Source organism: Cohnella rhizosphaerae (assembly GCF_029525575.1).
Lineage (GTDB): Bacteria > Bacillota > Bacilli > Paenibacillales > Paenibacillaceae > Cohnella > Cohnella rhizosphaerae.
This window is the reverse complement of the sequence record NZ_JAPDIA010000001.1, coordinates 480,295-497,780: the sequence shown is the minus strand read 5'-3', so window position 1 is coordinate 497,780 and position 17,486 is coordinate 480,295. Positions and strand designations below refer to the sequence as shown.

General features: G+C 62.1%; 19 protein-coding genes and 4 pseudogenes. 9 read left to right on the top strand and 14 right to left on the bottom strand.

Annotated elements, in window-relative coordinates:
- Positions 1-68: 68 nt before the first annotated feature.
- A complete protein-coding gene (locus OMP40_RS02385) occupies positions 69-1,415 on the top strand; it encodes an ABC transporter substrate-binding protein (RefSeq protein ID WP_277528819.1) in 1,347 nt (448 codons plus the stop codon).
- Positions 1,416-1,586: 171 nt separating this feature from the next.
- Here the strand turns inward: OMP40_RS02385 and OMP40_RS02380 are convergent, their stop codons facing one another.
- From OMP40_RS02380 to OMP40_RS02360, 5 genes and pseudogenes are all read right to left on the bottom strand, one after another.
- Positions 1,587-2,693 carry a Gfo/Idh/MocA family protein gene (locus OMP40_RS02380; protein ID WP_277528817.1) on the bottom strand — a complete coding sequence of 369 codons (1,107 nt, stop codon included), beginning with the start codon at positions 2,691-2,693 and terminating at the stop codon, positions 1,587-1,589.
- A gap of 33 nt (positions 2,694-2,726) precedes the next feature.
- Complete coding sequence (locus OMP40_RS02375; RefSeq protein WP_277528815.1) at positions 2,727-3,452, bottom strand: ThuA domain-containing protein; 726 nt, start codon at positions 3,450-3,452, stop codon at positions 2,727-2,729.
- Between the two features lie 30 nt (positions 3,453-3,482).
- Entirely contained in the window at positions 3,483-3,557 is a 75-nt protein-coding gene (locus OMP40_RS02370) for a hypothetical protein (RefSeq protein ID WP_277529221.1), read from the bottom strand.
- 97 nt (positions 3,558-3,654) lie between these two features.
- A pseudogene (locus OMP40_RS02365) lies at positions 3,655-3,930 on the bottom strand (substrate-binding domain-containing protein); the annotation flags it as partial.
- A gap of 58 nt (positions 3,931-3,988) precedes the next feature.
- Positions 3,989-4,432, bottom strand: a pseudogene (locus OMP40_RS02360) (LacI family DNA-binding transcriptional regulator); the annotation flags it as partial.
- Between the two features lie 285 nt (positions 4,433-4,717).
- Between OMP40_RS02360 and OMP40_RS02355 the strand changes: the two are divergent.
- Both OMP40_RS02355 and OMP40_RS02350 read left to right on the top strand, forming a co-directional pair.
- Entirely contained in the window at positions 4,718-5,329 is a 612-nt protein-coding gene (locus OMP40_RS02355) for a bifunctional transcriptional activator/DNA repair enzyme AdaA (RefSeq protein WP_277528813.1), read from the top strand.
- Positions 5,326-5,853, top strand: coding sequence for a methylated-DNA--[protein]-cysteine S-methyltransferase (locus OMP40_RS02350; protein ID WP_277528811.1), 528 nt, complete (start codon positions 5,326-5,328; stop codon positions 5,851-5,853). Before OMP40_RS02355 ends, OMP40_RS02350 begins: the two co-directional genes overlap by 4 nt.
- Positions 5,854-5,895: 42 nt before the next feature.
- On the opposite strand, the gene OMP40_RS02345 is transcribed toward OMP40_RS02350, so the two are convergent.
- Positions 5,896-6,795 carry a DNA-3-methyladenine glycosylase 2 gene (locus OMP40_RS02345; RefSeq protein ID WP_277528810.1) on the bottom strand — a complete coding sequence of 300 codons (900 nt, stop codon included), beginning with the start codon at positions 6,793-6,795 and terminating at the stop codon, positions 5,896-5,898.
- Positions 6,796-7,061: 266 nt separating this feature from the next.
- Between OMP40_RS02345 and OMP40_RS02340 the strand changes: the two genes are divergently transcribed.
- A complete protein-coding gene (locus tag OMP40_RS02340) occupies positions 7,062-7,829 on the top strand; it encodes an SPL family radical SAM protein (RefSeq protein ID WP_277528808.1) in 768 nt (255 codons plus the stop codon).
- Positions 7,830-7,879: 50 nt separating this feature from the next.
- Here the strand turns inward: OMP40_RS02340 and OMP40_RS02335 are convergent, their stop codons facing one another.
- The 5 genes and pseudogenes from OMP40_RS02335 to OMP40_RS02315 form a co-directional block, all read right to left on the bottom strand.
- A complete protein-coding gene (locus OMP40_RS02335) occupies positions 7,880-8,416 on the bottom strand; it encodes a diguanylate cyclase domain-containing protein (RefSeq protein ID WP_277528806.1) in 537 nt (178 codons plus the stop codon).
- Positions 8,346-8,768 carry a PAS domain-containing protein gene (locus OMP40_RS02330; protein WP_277529220.1) on the bottom strand — a complete coding sequence of 141 codons (423 nt, stop codon included), beginning with the start codon at positions 8,766-8,768 and terminating at the stop codon, positions 8,346-8,348. The genes OMP40_RS02335 and OMP40_RS02330 overlap by 71 nt, the downstream gene beginning before the upstream one ends.
- 205 nt (positions 8,769-8,973) lie before the next feature.
- A pseudogene (locus OMP40_RS02325) lies at positions 8,974-10,308 on the bottom strand (GAF domain-containing protein); the annotation flags it as partial.
- Positions 10,309-10,458: 150 nt separating this feature from the next.
- Positions 10,459-10,719, bottom strand: coding sequence for a biliverdin-producing heme oxygenase (locus tag OMP40_RS02320; protein WP_277528804.1), 261 nt, complete (start codon positions 10,717-10,719; stop codon positions 10,459-10,461).
- A 151-nt stretch (positions 10,720-10,870) separates the two neighbouring features.
- Positions 10,871-11,065: pseudogene (locus OMP40_RS02315) on the bottom strand (biliverdin-producing heme oxygenase); the annotation flags it as partial.
- A 139-nt stretch (positions 11,066-11,204) separates the two neighbouring features.
- On the opposite strand from OMP40_RS02315, the gene OMP40_RS39665 reads away from it, so the two are divergent.
- The 4 genes from OMP40_RS39665 to OMP40_RS02300 all read left to right on the top strand — a co-directional run bounded on the left by OMP40_RS39665 (position 11,205) and on the right by OMP40_RS02300 (position 14,050).
- Positions 11,205-11,954, top strand: a complete 750-nt coding sequence (locus OMP40_RS39665) for an NAD(P)H-hydrate epimerase (RefSeq protein WP_338131014.1) — start codon at positions 11,205-11,207, stop codon at positions 11,952-11,954.
- A 31-nt stretch (positions 11,955-11,985) separates the two neighbouring features.
- On the top strand, positions 11,986-12,762 hold the full coding sequence (locus OMP40_RS39660; RefSeq protein WP_338130996.1) for an NAD(P)H-hydrate dehydratase: 777 nt from the start codon (positions 11,986-11,988) through the stop codon (positions 12,760-12,762).
- An 81-nt stretch (positions 12,763-12,843) separates the two neighbouring features.
- On the top strand, positions 12,844-13,356 hold the full coding sequence (locus OMP40_RS02305; RefSeq protein WP_277528802.1) for a DUF3450 family protein: 513 nt from the start codon (positions 12,844-12,846) through the stop codon (positions 13,354-13,356).
- A gap of 136 nt (positions 13,357-13,492) precedes the next feature.
- A complete protein-coding gene (locus tag OMP40_RS02300; protein ID WP_277528801.1) occupies positions 13,493-14,050 on the top strand; it encodes an AIM24 family protein in 558 nt (185 codons plus the stop codon).
- On the opposite strand, the gene OMP40_RS02295 is transcribed toward OMP40_RS02300, so the two are convergent.
- The 3 genes from OMP40_RS02295 to OMP40_RS02285 all read right to left on the bottom strand — a co-directional run bounded on the left by OMP40_RS02295 (position 14,043) and on the right by OMP40_RS02285 (position 16,373).
- Positions 14,043-14,750, bottom strand: coding sequence for a M50 family metallopeptidase (locus tag OMP40_RS02295; protein ID WP_338130995.1), 708 nt, complete (start codon positions 14,748-14,750; stop codon positions 14,043-14,045). The genes OMP40_RS02300 and OMP40_RS02295 overlap by 8 nt on opposite strands.
- A 123-nt stretch (positions 14,751-14,873) precedes the next feature.
- A complete protein-coding gene (locus tag OMP40_RS02290; RefSeq protein WP_277528799.1) occupies positions 14,874-15,050 on the bottom strand; it encodes a hypothetical protein in 177 nt (58 codons plus the stop codon).
- 411 nt (positions 15,051-15,461) lie between these two features.
- The gene (locus OMP40_RS02285; protein ID WP_277528798.1) at positions 15,462-16,373 is read right to left on the bottom strand and encodes a J domain-containing protein; all 912 of its coding nucleotides are present in this window, start codon (positions 16,371-16,373) and stop codon (positions 15,462-15,464) included.
- 118 nt (positions 16,374-16,491) lie between these two features.
- Between OMP40_RS02285 and OMP40_RS02280 the strand changes: the two genes are divergently transcribed.
- The gene (locus OMP40_RS02280; protein ID WP_277528797.1) at positions 16,492-17,397 is read left to right on the top strand and encodes an AraC family transcriptional regulator; all 906 of its coding nucleotides are present in this window, start codon (positions 16,492-16,494) and stop codon (positions 17,395-17,397) included.
- Positions 17,398-17,486 lie beyond the last annotated feature (89 nt).

Here is a 17,486-nt window from a genome sequence, read left to right as displayed (position 1 = left end):
CGAGTTCTCAGCCGCCGGGGGCGATGCTACGATAGGCTCGTGTTCAAACGACCTATGGAGGAGATTGCATGAAGAAGAGGGGAACGCTGCTCGCGCTCTCGCTGCTCTTGGGAATGACGGGCGCGCTGACGGGCTGCGGAAGCGGCAAGAACGGCGAGGACGCCGCCGCGTCCGGAGCCGCGCCGAGCGGGAAGGCAAGCGGGAGCGCGGCGGCCGAAGAGGACGTAACGTTAAAATTCATTTCCTGGTGGTCTTACTTGAAGCCGGAGCTGCTCAAGAAATTCGAGGACGAGAATCCCGGCATTAAGGTCGATTACGAATATGTGGCCGCAGGCGATGCCTACAACAACAAAATCAAGACGCTGACCGCGTCCAACGAGCTGCCGGACGTATTCGGCACCCAAGGGGTTACGTTCGAGTCTCTGATCAAGACGAACGACATACTGGACCTCAAGGACGCGTTCCAGACGCCCGCCTACGATAAGGCCGACAAGTGGGGGGATACGATCAATCCCGTGCTCGTAACCAATATGAACTCAGGTCTGACCTCGGAAGTCGATGCGGCGAATCACGTATGGGGCGTTCCGTTCGGTGCGGTCAGCGTCGTCGTCGTCTACAACAAGACGCTGTTCGACGGGCTTGGACTGACGGCTCCGCAGACATTGGACGCGTTCGAGTCCAACAACAAAAAGCTCAAGGAAGCGGGCCTCATCCCAATGTCCTACGCCAACAAAGTCGGTTGGGGAGACTGGTGGCTGCGCTTCCTGCTCGATCAGTCGACGAGAGACGTCACGACCGACGACTTCCTGACGGGCAAGGCGAAGGTGACGGATCCGGGATTCGTGGAAGCGGTTCAGAAGCTGAAGCAGCTGTGGGACGACGGCACCTTCGACCCGGCGGGCATGACGAACGGAATCGACGAGACGCAGGCGCTGTTCGTTCAGCAGAAGATGGCGCAGTACATGGTCGTGCCGGAAAATTTCGTTCAATATTTGCAGGAAAACATGCCGAAGGGCGTCGAGCTCGGCGCTTACGCGCTTCCGGCCTGGAAGGGCATCGAACCGAGCCGCACGCTCGGCGGCGCCTCGAACATCGTCGCGGTATCGGCGAAGACGAAGCATCAGGAAGCGGCGATCCAGCTGGCCAAGTTCCTGACATCGGAGACGACGTTCCAGCAGCTGGCCGACAGCGACGTCGTGCCGAGCACGAAGGGATACACGCCGCCCGAGGGCGACAAGATTATGGGCGCCTACGCGGAGGCGGCCGAGAACGGCTTTATCGTCGAGCATACGCCGGGCGACGAAGCGGGCATCAAGCTGTTCCAGGACGCGCTGCCCAAGATTCTGCTCGGCAACAAAACGATCGACAAGGCGCTCGGCGAGGTTCAGGCGCTGATCGACAAGAACGGGAAGTAACGGGCGGCGCTTTTCTTTTCTGAATCTCCGATACGTTTTTACTTGTTTCCCACGAGAGCGGAGAAGGATAAATGAAGGCGGCCGGCAAGATCAAAGTCGACTTCATCCAGATTACGAACTAAAAACGACCCCGAAGCTTCCGCAAAGGAGGCATCGGGGTCGTGTTCTTGGTCAGGCGTCGAGCTCGCCTTCGCGCAGGCCCAGCGGCAGCGGCTCCGGACGCTCGCACGTGCTGTGCATGCGGTAGCGTACGCCTTGCTCCGCCGCGTCATGGAAGCCGTGCATCGCCTCGAGCACGTGATAGGCCAGCTCGCCGTTCGCGCGGTGCGGGCGGCCGGTCAGAATCGCCTGCGCCATGTCGGCTGCGCCGAGGCCGCGGGCATTCTCCGCATAGCCGTGGGTCAGCGGCAGCTCGGACCAGTCGCCGGCTCCGGCGCGGCGGATACGGATCGGGCCGCCGAAGTTGTTCGGATCGGGGACCTGCAGCGTGCCGCCGCTGCCGTAGATCTCGATGAAGGGCAGCAGCGCCCCGCCGGGGGCGTCGAAGCTCGTCAGGATGGTGCCGATCGGACCGGCCGCGAATTCCATGATGCCCGCGACGTGGGTCGGTACCTCGACTTCGATCTTCTGGCCTTTCTTCGGCTTGCTCGTGATCGTCCGCTCGGGATACGAGATGCGCGCCGCGCCAGTCACGGCGGCGATCGGTCCGAGCAGCGCCACGAGCGCGGTCAGGTAGTACGGCCCCATGTCGAACATCGGCCCGCCGCCCGTCTTGTAGTAAAACGCGGGATCTGGATGCCAGCTCTCATGCCCGCCGCAGACCATGAACGCGGTCGCGCCGATCGGCGTGCCGATCCAGCCGTCCTCGATCAGCTTGACGCAAGTCTGGATGCCGCCGCCCAGGAACGTATCCGGCGCGCTGCCGACGAGCAGTCCTTTTTCGCGGGCGAGCTGGATGACTTCGCGGGCTTCCTCGCGTTTGACCGCGAAGGGCTTCTCCACGTACACATGCTTGCCGGCTTGAAGCGCCTGCAGGCAGACGGCCGCATGCGCTTGCGGGATCGTCAGGTTGATGACCATTTGAATCTCCGGGTCTGCCAGCAGCTCCTCGACGGACAGTCCGCGGATGCCGTGCTCTTCCGCCTTGGCCTTGGCTCTGGCGACGTCAAGATCCGCGCAGGCGACGATCTCCATCGCGCCGAAGCGACCGCCGTTCTGCAGGTAGATGCCGCTAATGTTGCCCGTACCGATAATGCCGACCTTTACTTTGTTCCCCACCGTACCGTTCCCCTCCCGATCATTTTTACAAAATTAAAGCTGGTTGTCCTGCATGCCCGTATAGGCGCCTTCCGCGGTATAATCGCCATCGTCTGCCGCCTTGCCGTCCGCGCACCACAGGAAGCCTCTGCGCATCAGCTCGGACACTTGCGGAAGCGCGACGATGTCCGCCTGATGGCCCAGCGAGTTGTAATACACGCGGCCCCGTCCCCAACGCTTCGTCCATACGACCGGCATGTCGACGGCCTTGTTGGGCGAATGCGGTCCAGGGGCGACGGGGAAGCGGGTCGTCGCCAGCACTTCGTTGGCCGGATCGACATGCAGATAATACTGCTCGGTACTCACGGTAAAGTCGGATATGCCCGCGACGAGCGGACTCGAGCTGTGCTTGACGTTAACGACGTATTCGGTGCCGTCGTTGCCCGGATGCGCCACCCATTGACCGCCGGTCATGAACTGCCAGTCCGTGTTCTCGCGGAATGCGTCGCACATGCCGCCGTGGCAGCCCGCGAGCCCGGTTCCTGCTTGTACCGCGGCGGAGATGTTGTTCACCCATTCCTGCTCGATCTTGCCCATCGTCCAAGCCGGCACGATCAGATCGAGGCCTGTCAGCTTCTCTTTGTCCGCGAACGCTTCGAGCGTATCGGATACCTCCACGTCGAATCCTTCGGCAGCGAGTATGCCGCGCAACAGCTCGGCGACCTCCTTGGGTTGATGGCCGTCCCAGCCGCCCCATACGATCAGCGCTTTTTTCGTCATGAATATCCCGTCCTTTTCGTTCGCGCGCCATCAGCAGGAGCGCCTTATGATAAGTTGCGTGGGCAGCAGCACGTCGTCCGTACTCGTATTCTCTCCGGCGAGCATGGCCAGCACCGTTTCGGCGGCTAACCGACCCATTTCGTAAAAAAGGCACCTCGACCGTCGTCAGCGGCGGATCGGTCAGGCTGGAGGCGTCGGAATTGTCGTAGCCGATGACGGGCAGCCGCTGCGGCACCTCAACCCCGCGTTCGCGCAGCCCCTGGATCGCGCCGATCGCCATTCGGTCGTTCGCGCAAAGGAGGCCGTCCAACGACGCAAGCCGTTCGAAGATCGCGCCGGCGGCTTCGTGTCCGCTCTTGCGGCTGTAGTTGCCTTCGAACAGCAGCGCAGGATCGGGGAAAAGGCCGGACTCGTCGAGCGCTTGCCGGTAGCCTTCGAAGCGGTCCGCGCTGTTGGAGTAATGCGGCGAGCCGTTCAAAAAAGCCGATTCGGCGATGGCCGGCGTTCAGCATGTACCGCGTCGCCGCATAAGCGCCTGCCCGATGATCGGCGCCCACGCAAGGCAGTCCCGCCCGCGCATAGCGCTGGTCCACGACGCAGCAGGGCAATCCTTCGTCGGCGAGGGCGAAGACGGAGGACCGCTCCTCGGGCAGCGCGCTCGCGCCGAGAATCAGGCATGCGTCTACTCTGCGCGTCCGATAAAGCGACACGTAATCGTACTGCGTTTGCGGATTGCGGTAAAGCAGCAGCAGACCGTATCCGGCCAGATGCAGCGCGTCCCCGATGCCGCTCAAAATCTCGGAAAAATAATACGTGGAAAACAGCCTGACCTTCGGCACGTGCGGCAGAACGACCCCGATGTTGCCGCTTCTTCCTTTGGCGAAGCCGGAGGCGAGGGCGTTCAATTGGTAGCCGAGCTCGGCGGCGGCGGCGGCAACCTTGCGCCGCGTCTCTTCCTTGATCGGTCCTACGCCGTTCATTACGCGGGATACCGTCGCCTCGGAGACGCCGGCCAATTCGGCGACTTCCCTGCGCGTAGCCATGCGTTTCGACTCCTTTCCCGGCGCGATCGCGTCGATTCTACTGTCTGAAGCGATGCAGAGGTTCAACAATGTACACGCGTACATTATGCCACCGGCAGGCATCGGAGTCAATCGGATCTTTCTGTGCCAGTGTCCGGGTAAGATTTCGGGATCTTGCGCTTGTAATCCGAAAACCTTACGGACGTTCGGGATTGCGGGTATACTTGAGGGGAGGTGATGCGGATGGGCGTCAGAACGAACAATCGAACGGCATACGCGGGAGACGCGCCCAACGAGGAGCAATGGACGGCGATTGTCGGCAACGATGCGGCTTACAACGATTCGTTCCGGTACGCGGTCATGACGACGGGCATCTTTTGCCGTCCTTCGTGCAAATCCCGGGCGCCGAAGCGCGAGAATGTGCGGATTTTCGCGGATTCGGAGCCGGCGCTGGAGGCGGGTTACCGTCCCTGCAAGCGGTGCAGGCCGACCGACCGGAAGCTGCCGGACGCGGAATGGGTCGGTCAGATGACGGATTTCATCGACCGCTGTTACTACGAGCCGATCACGCTGGACCGCCTCGCCGAGTTGTATCGGGGAAGCCCTTATCACCTGCATCGTATTTTCAAGCGAATCGCGGGCGTCACGCCGGTCGAATATGTACAGCGGACGCGCATCGCGCGGGCGATCGAGCTGCTCGAGACGACGGGCATGCCGATGGCCGAGATCGCCGATGCGGTGGGTTTTGGCAGCATGCCCTATTTTATTACCGTATTCAAGCAGAGAACCGGCACGACGCCCAGCGAGTTCAGAAGGCTGGGACGCAGGCCGGCTTACGGGGAGGTATCGGAATGACGATTGCGCAAAAGGGACAAGTTGTCCGCTGGTCGCGAATCGAGCACGGGACGTGGCGGCTTCACGTCGCGGCGACGGAACGGGGGCTCTGCTACATCGGCTCGCCGGATATGCCCTTCGAGCAGCTTGAAGCCTGGGTAAGCGCCCGGATGCCGGGAGCGGCGCTCGTCCGGGACGACGCCGCGCTGGCGCCGTACGCGCGCGAATTAACGGAATATCTGGACGGAGCGCGGCGTACGTTCGAAGCGCCCGTCGATATGAAGGGCACCGCCTTTCAGCAGGCCGTATGGCAGGCGCTGCTCGGTATCCCCTACGGGGAAACGCGTTCCTACAGCGAGATCGCGGCCTTGGTAGACAGGCCTTCCGCGATGCGCGCGGTCGGGGCGGCGATCGGCGCCAATCCGGTGCTCGTATGCGTACCCTGCCATCGCGTCGTGGGCAAGAGCGGGGCCATGACCGGCTATCGCGGCGGCCTTGAGATGAAGACCCGGCTGCTTGAGCTCGAGCGAGGCGTGCGGGTCTGACCTGGCGCCGCCGCCGGCTTATTGACTCTTGCAGCGTTTCCATCAATAGAGCAGTCGCCACAAATAAAACGTCGCGTACGACTCCCAACCGCCCCAGCCGGTCGACAGCCGCAAGATTTCCTCGCGGGTCGGCTTGGCGTCGCGGCGCATGACATGTCGCAGCGCATGATGCAGGCCGACGTCGTCGATCGGAAAGGCTTCCTTCATCCGCAGGCAGCGCATCATGACGTAATTCGCGGTCCACGGCCCGATGCCGCGAATGCGGACAAGCGTTTTTTCCGCCTCGCGGCATCCCATTTCCTGGAGCATCCCTTTGGACACCGCGCCGGCCGCGATCAGCTCCGCGACATGAATGAGATACTCGCACTTTTTGACCGTGAGCTTGAGCGGAAGCAGGTCTTTGACCTCCAGGCCGGCGACGACTTGGGGCTGGGGAAACGTCCAATAAACATTGCCGGCGCCGGAGACCTGAGCGCCATACGCTTCCACCAGGCGTGCCTTCAACGTGTAGGCGAACGCCAGGTTGATCTGCTGTCCGAGGATGCCCCAGGCCATCGCTTCGAACAGATCGGGAATGCCGACCAGGCGCAAGCCTCTGTGCGTGGAAGCCGCGGCAGCCAAGACCGGATCTTCGGCGGCAAGCCGGTAGAATGGCGCGAGATCCGTGTCCAGATCGAGCCACTCGCGGATATAGGCGGCCGCATCTTGACGGACGTCGCCGCTCGGCAAGCCGCGATCGCCCGCAAAGGCGACAAGCAGCCCGCCGCCGGGAGCGGCGCCGATCTCGACGACCGGCGCGTCCGGCAGCGGAAGCGCCTTGTACAGGCGGTCGCCCTGGATGCGATGAAGGCACTCTTTTGGCGAGCGCGCCAGATAGCCGAGATTGGCCGAAAAGCTGTAATCCTCCGGAACGGCAAGGGTTACCGTCGGTTCGAATGGCATGGTTATCATCCTCCGTTGCCATTGTAACTTAAATTCGGGGGGGAACGAATTTTGTAAACTTGCTCTTATACAATGTGGATATGCCGGCCGCAAGCGGCGAGATAGCGCCCAAATGCGCGTATCGCAAGCCCGGCGATGCCCGATGCGTCTGTTCAGACCGAACCACTGCCTTTACATCCATTCCAGCGAGGTGACGACAACGATGGGCGATCGGCCAAAAGTGCAATACAAAAACAAAAAAGCCCAAATCGCTGCTGAACAGGGCGTTGGGCTTTCTTGAAGATTATACGCATACGCTGAATCCGTATGGCGGCTGCGCTTTTGGCTGCTCCTATTGCTACGTGCGGAGCATGCCCGTCGCGGCGTTCCGCGAGGAAGCGTGGGGCGCGTGGGTGGACGTCAAACAAGGCGCGGCCGAATTGCTGCAAAAGGAGCTGGCCCGAGCGTCAACCAAAGGACCCGTCCGCATCTTCATGTCTTCCAGCACGGATCCGTACCAGCCTGCGGAGTACCGCGAACGCGTCACGCGTTCGCTGCTCGAAGCGATGGCGGAAACGCCGCCGGACTTCCTGCTCGTACAGACGCGCAGTCCGCTCGTAACGCGAGACATCGACCTGCTGCGGCGGCTGGGCGGTCGCGTCCGGGTGAGCATGACGGTCGAGACCGACCTTGAAGAGGTGCGGCGGGCGTTCGCTCCCGCAGCGCCGCCGATCGCCGCCAGGATCAAAGCGCTCGCCCGCCTTAAGGAAGCCGGCGTGCCCGTCCAGGCGGCGGTCGCGCCCGTGCTGCCAAGCAGCGAGCGCTTGCCGGCTTTGCTGCGGCCGGTGGCGGACCGTATCGTCATAGACGACTTCGAGATGGGGGACGGCAGCGGCGGGCGCCGAACGAAAAGATTGGGTCTCGAACCGCTGTACGCGAAGCTTGGCGCGACCGAGTGGCATTCGCCGGATGCGTGGCGAACCGTGTACGAACGGCTCGCCGCGTATTATCGGGAAGACGAGCTGAAGATCAGCAGGTCGGGCTTTGCGCCTTGAACGATAAACACGCTTGCCATTCCGGCGTTCACCGCTTAGGGCGCTCGATTTTACAAGACCGAGACGCGGTTTTTTCCTTCCGCTTTGGCGATCGCGAGCGCCTTCTCCGCACGGGCAACCAGGTCCGACGGCGTCCCTTCGCGCACGTCGGCCTCGACGGCGACGCCTACGCTTGCCGTCAAATATTCGCCGATGCCCGGCTGCGGATGCGGAATCTGCAGCGAGATGACCGTCTGCCGGAGCTGATCGGCCAGCATGTCGACGCGAGCCCGGCCTTCCGGCGTCCGATCCTCCGACAGCGTCAGCACGAACGAAGCGCCGCCGTAACGGGAGACGACCGCATTTCGCATATTCCCGACCGCGCTAAGCGATTCGGCGACCCAGCGGAGGCAATTGTCTGCGCCTTGGTACCCGAACATGGCGTTGTACGACCGGAAATTATCGAGGTCCAGCATGATGATCGCCATCGCTTTGCCGACTTCCGCGCTTTTCAGCCAATCTTTATCCAGATTTTCGTCAAAGCAGCGTCGGTTCGGAAGCTCGGTCAAGCTGTCCGTATGAATGTACCGGGACAACTCCCGCGTCACTTCCGTGAACAGATTTTCCTCGCCGGCATCCCCCCGAAGCTTCGCGGGCGATCGCCATGATCGACGGTTTGCCGCCGTAAAACACATGGGCGAGCGTCATTTCGAGCTCGACCGGCGCGTCCGAGGCGGCCTTCATCCGCAGTCGACAGGACCGGAGCTGCGTCGCGGCCGCTCCGATGCGTCCCAGCATGTGAGCCAGTTCGGCCTCGGAAGACGGGTCTATCCAGTCCGCGAGTTCGCGGCCGATCAGATCCGACGCTTCGGAGGCATGCAGCAGGCGGGCGGCCTCGAGGTTGGCGAACACGATTCGGCCTTCGGTCAACGTGACGAAGGCGACGGCCGAGTATTCCATGAGCTGCAAATACCGCGACTCGTTTTCTTTCAGCGTGCGCGCGTACAAGATCGACTTTTCCTCTGCGAGTCTCAGATCTTCTTCGGTCTGCTTGAGGGCGATCGACTTCAGATCGGACAGCGTATGAAGCTCCTTCGACTCCCAGGGGGAGCGACGTATTCGTGACGACCTCCTGCCACGCTTCGAACGACTTGCGCGGCGAGATCCGATAGCCTTCGCCGACGCGTACGACGGCTTTGGCAGGGTCTCCCGCCCAGGTGACCGTCTGTACGACCTCCGGCCTGAACCACAAAATATGATCGCGATAGTCCGAGGACAGCGACAGGAAGATGACGCCTGCCGCCTTGTCCGGATATTCGGCGGCCTGCGGATAAACCGAGGAGAGCCGATTCGTATGATACGCGTAATCCTCTGCCTGCTGGCTGAGCCAGACCGACAGCTTGACGATCTCGGCTGCGGTCGGCGTGCTGCCGAACAGCAGCAGACGTCCCTTGTACTGCACGGCCGCGCCCGAAGCGTTCATGACGGACAACAGCGCGTCTTCGTCCGCGGCGAGCTTGTCCTTGAGCTGTTCAGGCGTACCCGGGGCGCCGAAGATGCGAGCCAGCCGCTGCGCCAGCGATTTGAGATGCAGCTCGTCCTGGTAGTCGTCCAGCTTCTGGCGCTGGTGAAGCTCGCTGGAAAAAAACGAACCGAGAAAATTGCAAAGATTGCGCTGCCGGTGCGGCACGTACTTGGGCGACTCGTGGTGGCAGGCGATCATGCCCCAGAGCTCGCCGCCGTGAATGAGCGAGATCGTCATGGTGGCGCCAACGCCCATATTTTTCATATATTCGATATGAATGGGGGATACGCTGCGCAGGACGGACAAGCTCAAGTTCAGCGGTTTGCCCGACGGTTGAAGCGTAGGGACGACAGGCACGGGCTCGTAATCCATATCGACGATCGTACGCACCCAATTGCGCACGTACAGCGCCCGGGCCTGCTTCGGAATGTCCGAAGCGGGGTAGTGATGGCCAAGGAAAGATTCCATGGTGCTGTTTTTGGCTTCGGCAATGACTTTGCCGTTCCAGTCCGCGTCGAATTCGTAGACCATCACCCGATCGTAGCCGAGGATGTCCTTGACGAGCTCGGCGGCCACCTGACTGGCGCCGGCCCGGCTATGCGTGCGCTTGATCCGCGTAAAAAACGCCTGGACCCATTCGAAGTCGTTCACGGCGGGCGCATCGTCGTCCGCTGGGCGCTCCAGCTCGACGACCAGCATATCGTCGCTGACATGAAAGATCGCGAAAAATTCCGCCGGTCCGCCCGGCAGATCGATCGTCATCTCCAGAGAATGCTGCTTGTCTCCCGCGGCAGGACGGACGAGCGACTCTTCGATAAACGCGAGGGCCTGCGCGCCGATCACGGCGGACAGCGGCTGCCCGAGCAGCGTTTCCGCAGACGCTCCAAGCAGCACATCGACATTGCGGCTGCAGTGCAAGATCGTGCGCGCGTCGTCGTTCGTCGCGGCGAGCAGCGCGCCGTGAGGCTGGATCATGCCGGGAATATGGATCGGTTCCTTCTCGCAGTTCGTAAGGTCGATCGGTTCGTCCGTAAAGTCGCCTTCGGTAAGCAACGAGCGATTCAGTTCGTTCTCGAAGCCGTTGTCGTAATCATCGGTCATTATGCACCAGCCTTTATTGAATATTTAACGGGATACCGTCCCGTTCGGCGCCTCGATCCAATCGCGCAAGCGGTCGAAAGTTTCGCCGGCCGAAGCCAGCATCTCGCGTTCATCCTCTCCGGTACGCGCCTGAGAGGCGAGCATCTCGCGGAACTCGGTCCAGCGCTCGCGGACATCCGCGCCGTAGCTGTTGAAGTAGCTGGCGTTCGTATCCGGCGAGACCGGCAGATCCTTCATGAGCAGCTTCGTCAGCATCTGGCCGCCCAGCGTGGATCCTTCGAGCACGTACATGCATCCGAGAATGCGGGGGGAACGACGATACGTCGGGCAACGATTGGCAGTGCGGCAGGTTATCGACCGCGCGTGCGTCCAGGCCGAGCGCGTGCAAGTCCGCTTCGAGCAAGCGATGCTTCGTCCGGGCGCCAATATCGAACCGAAGCGCTTCCCACTCCGGTCTTGCTTCGAATGCGCGTTCGAGCGGGAGGATATAGCCGTAAAATAAGGCCAGGTATTCCCTATATTGCTCAAGCGTGATCGTATGATCCAACATCGCCGAGGTATATTTGTTCTGCTCCGCGCGGTGGTGCTGGGGCGCGGTACGTTCTTTAAGCTGTGTCAAAATATCGGACATCGGTGACGATCCCCTCCCATCCTGTTCTATAATAGTAACAAATTCATACCGCTAAAAGCGACCAACGGAGAAAATTAACAGCGTTCGGAATGTTAAAATTGTTTAATAATTCTATATAAGGAGGCGTGCAGCGGTGCGGATGGAACTCGTAACTTCGGGAGAAATGCGGGCGATCGACGCGAGCGCGATCGAGGAGATCGGCATTCCGCAGGAGGCGCTCATGGAAAACGCGGGGCGCGCCGTCGCCGAGGAGGCCAAGCGCTTTGCCGACGCGGCCGGCAAAGGCGCGGGCTTCGGCTGGCTGATCCTCGCGGGCAAAGGGAACAACGGGGGAGACGGCCTTGTATGCGCGCGGCATCTCCGCGACATGGGCTACCGCGTCGCGGTGCTGTACGCCGAGCCGCCGGAGCGAATGCGCGGCGCCGCGGCGCTGCAGCGGGACATCGCAAGCCGCTTGGGCATTCCGGCTCGGGTCTATGCGCCGCCCGGGCAGTGCGCGGCCGAAGGCTGGTTCGAGGGATTCGACGGCTTGATCGACGCGCTGCTCGGCACCGGGAGCGCGGGCGAGCCGCGCGCGCCTTATGCGGCATTGATCGACGCGGCCGTCGAAAGCGGACTGCCGGTCGTCGCGGTCGACATCCCGAGCGGATTAAATGCGGATACCGGCGAGGCGGCGAAGGCTTGCATCCGCGCGAAGATAACCGTGGCTTTGGCCTATGCGAAGCGGGGACTGCATCAGCACCCGGGCGCCGAATACGCAGGCGAGGTCGTCGTGAGGCCGATCGGCATTCCCGCCGATGCGGCCGAACGGGCCGGCGTTCGCACGTATTTATTGAACGCCGAGTCGCTGCGGACGAAGCTTGGGCTCCGGTTCCCCCCTGCCTCGTAAGGAAGACTCGCACAAGGGCACCTATGGCCATGTGCTGGTCGCTGCGGGCTCCGCGCTCATGAGCGGCGCCGGACTGCTGAGCGCCCGCGCCGCTTTGCGCGCCGGCAGCGGGCTGGTCAGCTGGGCGCAGCCGGCTTCGGCCGTGCCGGGCCTGCGAGGCTTCGCGCCGGAGATCATGCTGCGGGCCGTGCCGGACGACGGAGCCGGTGAATGGCGGCAGGTCAATCCCGAGCGGCTCGCGGAGGCGACAGCGAACGCCGATGCGCTCGTCGTCGGTCCCGGCATGGGCCGCTGGGACGGCGACGGCGCTTGGCTGCGCGTCGTGCTGGAGCGCGTGCAAGCGCCGGTTCTGGTCGATGCGGACGCGCTCAACATGATCGCGGACGCCGGCCCGCGCCACGGCGTATGGCCGCGACGCGGGGCGCCGACGGTCATCACGCCGCATCCGGGCGAGATGGCGCGGCTCGCCGGCATGACCGTGCCCGAAGCGCAGCGCGACCGGATCGGACTGGCGCGGGACTACGCCGCGACGCACGCTGTGACCGTCGTGCTGAAGGGCGCCCGCACGGTCGTCGCTTCGCCGGACGGACGGGCGTTCGTCAATACGACCGGCAATCCGGGCATGGCGACCGGCGGCGCGGGGGATGCGCTCGCGGGCATCATCGGCAGCTTGCTCGGACAAGGCCTGGACGCGCTCGAGGCCGCCGCTTGCGGCGTGTACTGGCACGGTCTTGCGGGAGACCGCGCGGCGGCTTTGCGCCCGCAGGCGGCTTCCCTGATCGCCGGCGATATTATCGAGGCGCTATAGGCTCGCAATCGGGCGAATGCTGGCGAATCGTGCTAGAATAGAAAATCATAGGGCTGCGCGGCAGCGGAGAGGAGCGGATCCATGACCACTTTACGTAAGCGCGTACCGGCAAAAGGTCGACGGCGGGCTTTGCGGTCCTCGCTGTTGACCGCGGCTTGCGCCGTTTTCCTGTTCGCTTACGCTTCGTCCGAGGCCGCGGCGGCCACGATGTACGACCGGTTCAAGGATATCTACCAGACGCCCGAAAAAGTGGACGAGCTGAGAGACCAGTATATCGAAAGCCAGCAAAAGCTGCAGGAGCAGACGGACGAGTTGAACCGGCGCGCCGAAGAAATGCAAAACCGGACGGAACAGTATCAGGCGGAAACCGAGGCGCTGAACGCGCGCAACGAAGCGCTGGCGGCGCAGAACGCGGCGCTGAACAAGCAGCTGGCCGACATGACCGAGAAACAGAAGGCGCGCGCGGCGCTTACCCGCAAAACCGTCTATAGCGTCGCCGCCGTGCTGGGCGCGGGCATTCTCTATTTGCTGACGATCCGGCTGTGGCGCTACTCGGTCTGGCGCAGGCAGCGCAGCGGCAGCTGGAGGACCTGATCCATGGAGATCACGACGCCGGCGCCGCTCGGGCAAGTTCGCGTCGCGTTGGGACAGGACGAGGCGCTGCATGTCCTGCATCCCAAGGCCATCGTCGCCTTCCAGGGGGAAGCCCGCGCAGCGGGAGGACCGCTTCATGGACCTGGCCAACGCGTATCGCAAGCGCAAATGGGTCCGTTCGCGCCTCGCCGGACCGGCCGAGATCATTCTCGGCCTGCCCCCGGGCTGCAGTCTGACCGTGATCGATATTCCGGCAGACAGCGATCTGTTGTTCAATTTTCGGCATGTGCTGTTCTATACGGAAGGGCTTCGGATGCAGAGCCGCATCCAGAAGATCAAGACGGCCTGGATCACGAGGGAGTGGGTGCGCATGCGCTTCGCGGGCCCGGGCCGCGTCGGCGTATTCGCCTCGGGCGATCTCGCCTCGGTCGAGCTGAACCCCGAGGTGCCGCTCTATGCGGAATCCGGCGCGCTCGTCGCTTATCCGGAGCGTGCGGACGTCCGGCTGTCCGTTTACGGCAACACGCTCGCCAGCCAGCATATGAACGTGCAGTGGCAACTGACGGGGCGCGGACCGGCCTTGATCCAGGTCGGCTCGCCGGATCCGGGACTGGCCGGGCAACTGCACGGGGACGGATGGTTCAAGCGTTTGCTGCGCGAGGTGCTGCCGTTCGGCAGCGTTTATATCAAGTGAGGGCGGACAAGGCATCGGACGCGATTAGCGTCCGTATGCCTTGTCTTCTTTTCTGCCGCGCAGGAACAGCTGCAGCGAACGCGTCGCGCACGCGAGAGAGACGAGGACGAACAACGACGCCCAAAAAAATGGCGGGCACGCCCGTCGCGTTCGCCAGATTCGTCGCGTCTCCGGCCCTGGATGGACTGCCGAGCGCCGTAAGCGCAAGCGTGATCGGTCCGAGCGCGGACTCCTCGAGCGTCAGGAAGGCAAGCAGCAAATAATAAAAGCTGCGGATCTTGGGCCCGAGGAACAGCATCGTCCCGGTCAAAGCGATGAAGGAGGCAAGCCAAGCCATCCCGAATCCGCCGTGTACGAACAGGATGAGCATCGTCGCGGCGACAGCGACGATCAGCGCGAGTCCGAGCCGCTGCGCGCGCCGACGATAGAGCGCGAACAGGAGCAGGGAGAAGAGCGAAGCGCCGATGTAGCCGGACATGGATACCGGGAGCGAAGACCAGGACGAAGCGAGCATGGTATAGGTGACGCCGCTGTGATCCGAGTGAAGCTCGATGCCGAGCACCCGGCCGGAGAGCAGCAGCGCGGCAAGCGCGTGGCTGAACTCGTGCATCATCGTGTCCAGGTTGCGGAAAAAGAAGAAAACGGGATCAGCCGCGTCAGGAAGACGGATACCGCCAAATAGATAAGGGTCATCAGCCATTTTCCCATAGCGGTCCTCCGTTATCGCATGATTTAATCGTATTATACGAGAAGGAGAGCGGTAACGGCCAATAAAAAAAAACGCACCCGGGTCCGGGTGCGCGTTAAAAAAAGCGGACAAGCGTCAGCGCGTCAAGCTTTTTCCGTTATAAACCCTGCGTCTGTCGACGCGCTGCGCCGGAGCCGCGGCCTGCACGATCGTGAATACGCCGACGAGCGAAACGATGCAGCCCGCCACCAGCATCGTGACGCCGACGCCCGGACTCACGCCGGTAGCCAGCAGGACGGATGCGGCGACCACATCGACAAGGCACAGCATAAAAAAGAAAGGTGGAAGACATGTCGTACCTCCGGATTCTTTGATACATAGCTTATACCCTTCAAGCGCGCGCCGCGAATCGCCGCTCCGCAAAAAAGCGAATCAAAAAAGGCCGCTTCCGTCTATGCCGAAGCGGCCGCCTAGTCGAATCTCGTCCATCCGATTATACCTGCCTTAGCGTCTTGAGATGAACCCAGCGACCGGAGCGGGTCTTCACATACAACGTCCGGCCGATGCACTTGCCGTGAACGAACAAATGGATCGCCTCCCGTTTTCCGTAGTGGAATGTACGTCTTTTTTACCCGGGCCGATCCGAGGTTAAACCAGGGAATGGAAAAAGCCCGCCCGCGCGACGGCGCGGACGGGCTTCGGGACCGGTATTCGCAAGGGCGGTCAGGAGCCGCCCAGATAATGCCGGATCATCGCTTTGGCTTGTTCGGGATGTTTGGCGTTGCCGCGGATGCCGGCGATGAATTCGGAGGTTCCTTGAATGCCGAGCGCCTTCAGGAGGGACGAACCGCTCAGATCCACGCCGTAGACGCGTTCGGCCGTATCCTCGTCCGTCTTGGACTTGACCTGGACGCCGTCGGGAAAACCGTCTCCGTCAAGCGGCAAAAGTCCCTCCTGGGGCGCCAGCTTTTCGAAGTTGATCTTGTCCATGATATAAAGATCCGATTTGTCCGTCATCAGGACGAGCATGCTCTTCTGAAGGAGCGCCATGTCCTGTTCGCTGCGGGTCTCGGCGGGCACGTACGTGAGACCCGCGACGACGCGCTTCCAGTCGGGGAACTGCTTCAGGATGTCCGCTTCGACGTTCGTCATGTCGGGATTGATGCCGTCTCCGTACAAATAATTGCCGAAAAACATGACAGAGACGTCGACCGGAGGGAGCTTGGCGAGCTCCGCCTGCTCGTGTCGGTGATCGACGTAGCTCTTGATGCCGTAGCCGATCGCGATGAGGAGCACGATAGCGCCTAAAATATGAAGCTTGTAATAATGAAAAAAGTGCGCGCGTTTTACCGCGCGGGCCGCCTTCTTCGGATCGCTGCCGTAAGTCTCGCGGGCGTAAGCGTCCTTGGCCTGCGCTTCCTCGAAGTCCTTGATGAACCGGTAGGCCGCGTTGACTTTGTCTTCGTCGACGCGCTCGCCGGCAGGCGCTTCGCCGTGCTCGCGCATCTTCTGGGTGCGTGCCCGTCGCATGAGTACGTAGTAGCGGTTGTCGAGCGCTTCCCGGTGCGCGTCCTCGGGCAATCCGAGCTCGGCGTAAGCTTGCTTCAGCTTGATCAGGTCATTCTTTTCTTCCATGAATAGAAAGTCACCTTCTGTCGATGAATGCGTTAATTCCAGTATACGCGATTCCGGGCGCGGCTTCCACTTCGCGGGCCGGATGCGATAAGATGGATGGAGACGGGAGGGCGCCGGGATGGAAGCGCATAACGGATTGTTTCATGAGACGTGGAATAGCGGCGATTGCCGTCCGCGCGTGCATGCCTACTACTTCAAGGAGTGGACGGCTTACCGGATGGACGCCCACACCCACGATTCAACGGAGATCATGTACGTCATGTCCGGCGAATGCCTGGTCGGGATCGAGGGGGGACAAGGCAGGGAATCCGTTCGGCCGCTCCGCAAGGGAGACTTTATCATTCTGAACGCGAACGTCCCACACCGTCTCCAGGTCGATCGCGCCTGCCGGATGCTGAACGTCGAATTCGATCTGACTGCGGCCGACGGCGTCGTGCCGCCGCTGCGAAGGCTCGCCGAGGAAGATGCCGCGCTGGCCGCGCTCCTTCGTTCGCCCGGACCCAGCGCGACGCTCAGCGATCCCGACGAGGTGCTCCACGCGCTCAAAAGTCTCGTGCTGGAGCTCGATCTTCAGGGCGGGGACGGCGGCGCGCTGGCGCAACTCCTCATGGCCCAGGTGCTATTCCGTATCGCGAGGCTGCTTGCGGAGAGCAGCCGGACGGGACTGCCGCAGACGGATCTGTACGTGAGGCAGGCGGTCGCCTACATGCAGGAAAACTACGACCGCGACATCAGGCTCCGCGATATCGCCGACGCGGCGAACCTGCATCCGAGTTATTTGCAGCGCTTGTTCAAGCGGCAGCTCGGCCAGCCGATCACGGCTTATCTGACGGCTCACCGGATGGAACGGGCCAAGATGCTGCTGTCGCATACCGACATTCCGATCGCCGACATCTGCGAATACGTGGGCGTGGCGAGCCGATCCTACTTTCACGCGCTATTCAAAAAGCATGCCGGAATGACGCCCGTCGAATATCGCTCTGCGCAAGACCGGCATTTGTGGAATATGAACGAAAAGCTGTAATTTTAGATATTGCGGACCCCGAATCGGCTGTGATTCTGATAACGCTTCCTCGCGTGCTGTCGATACAATGGCTTTAGGAATGCCTGGCA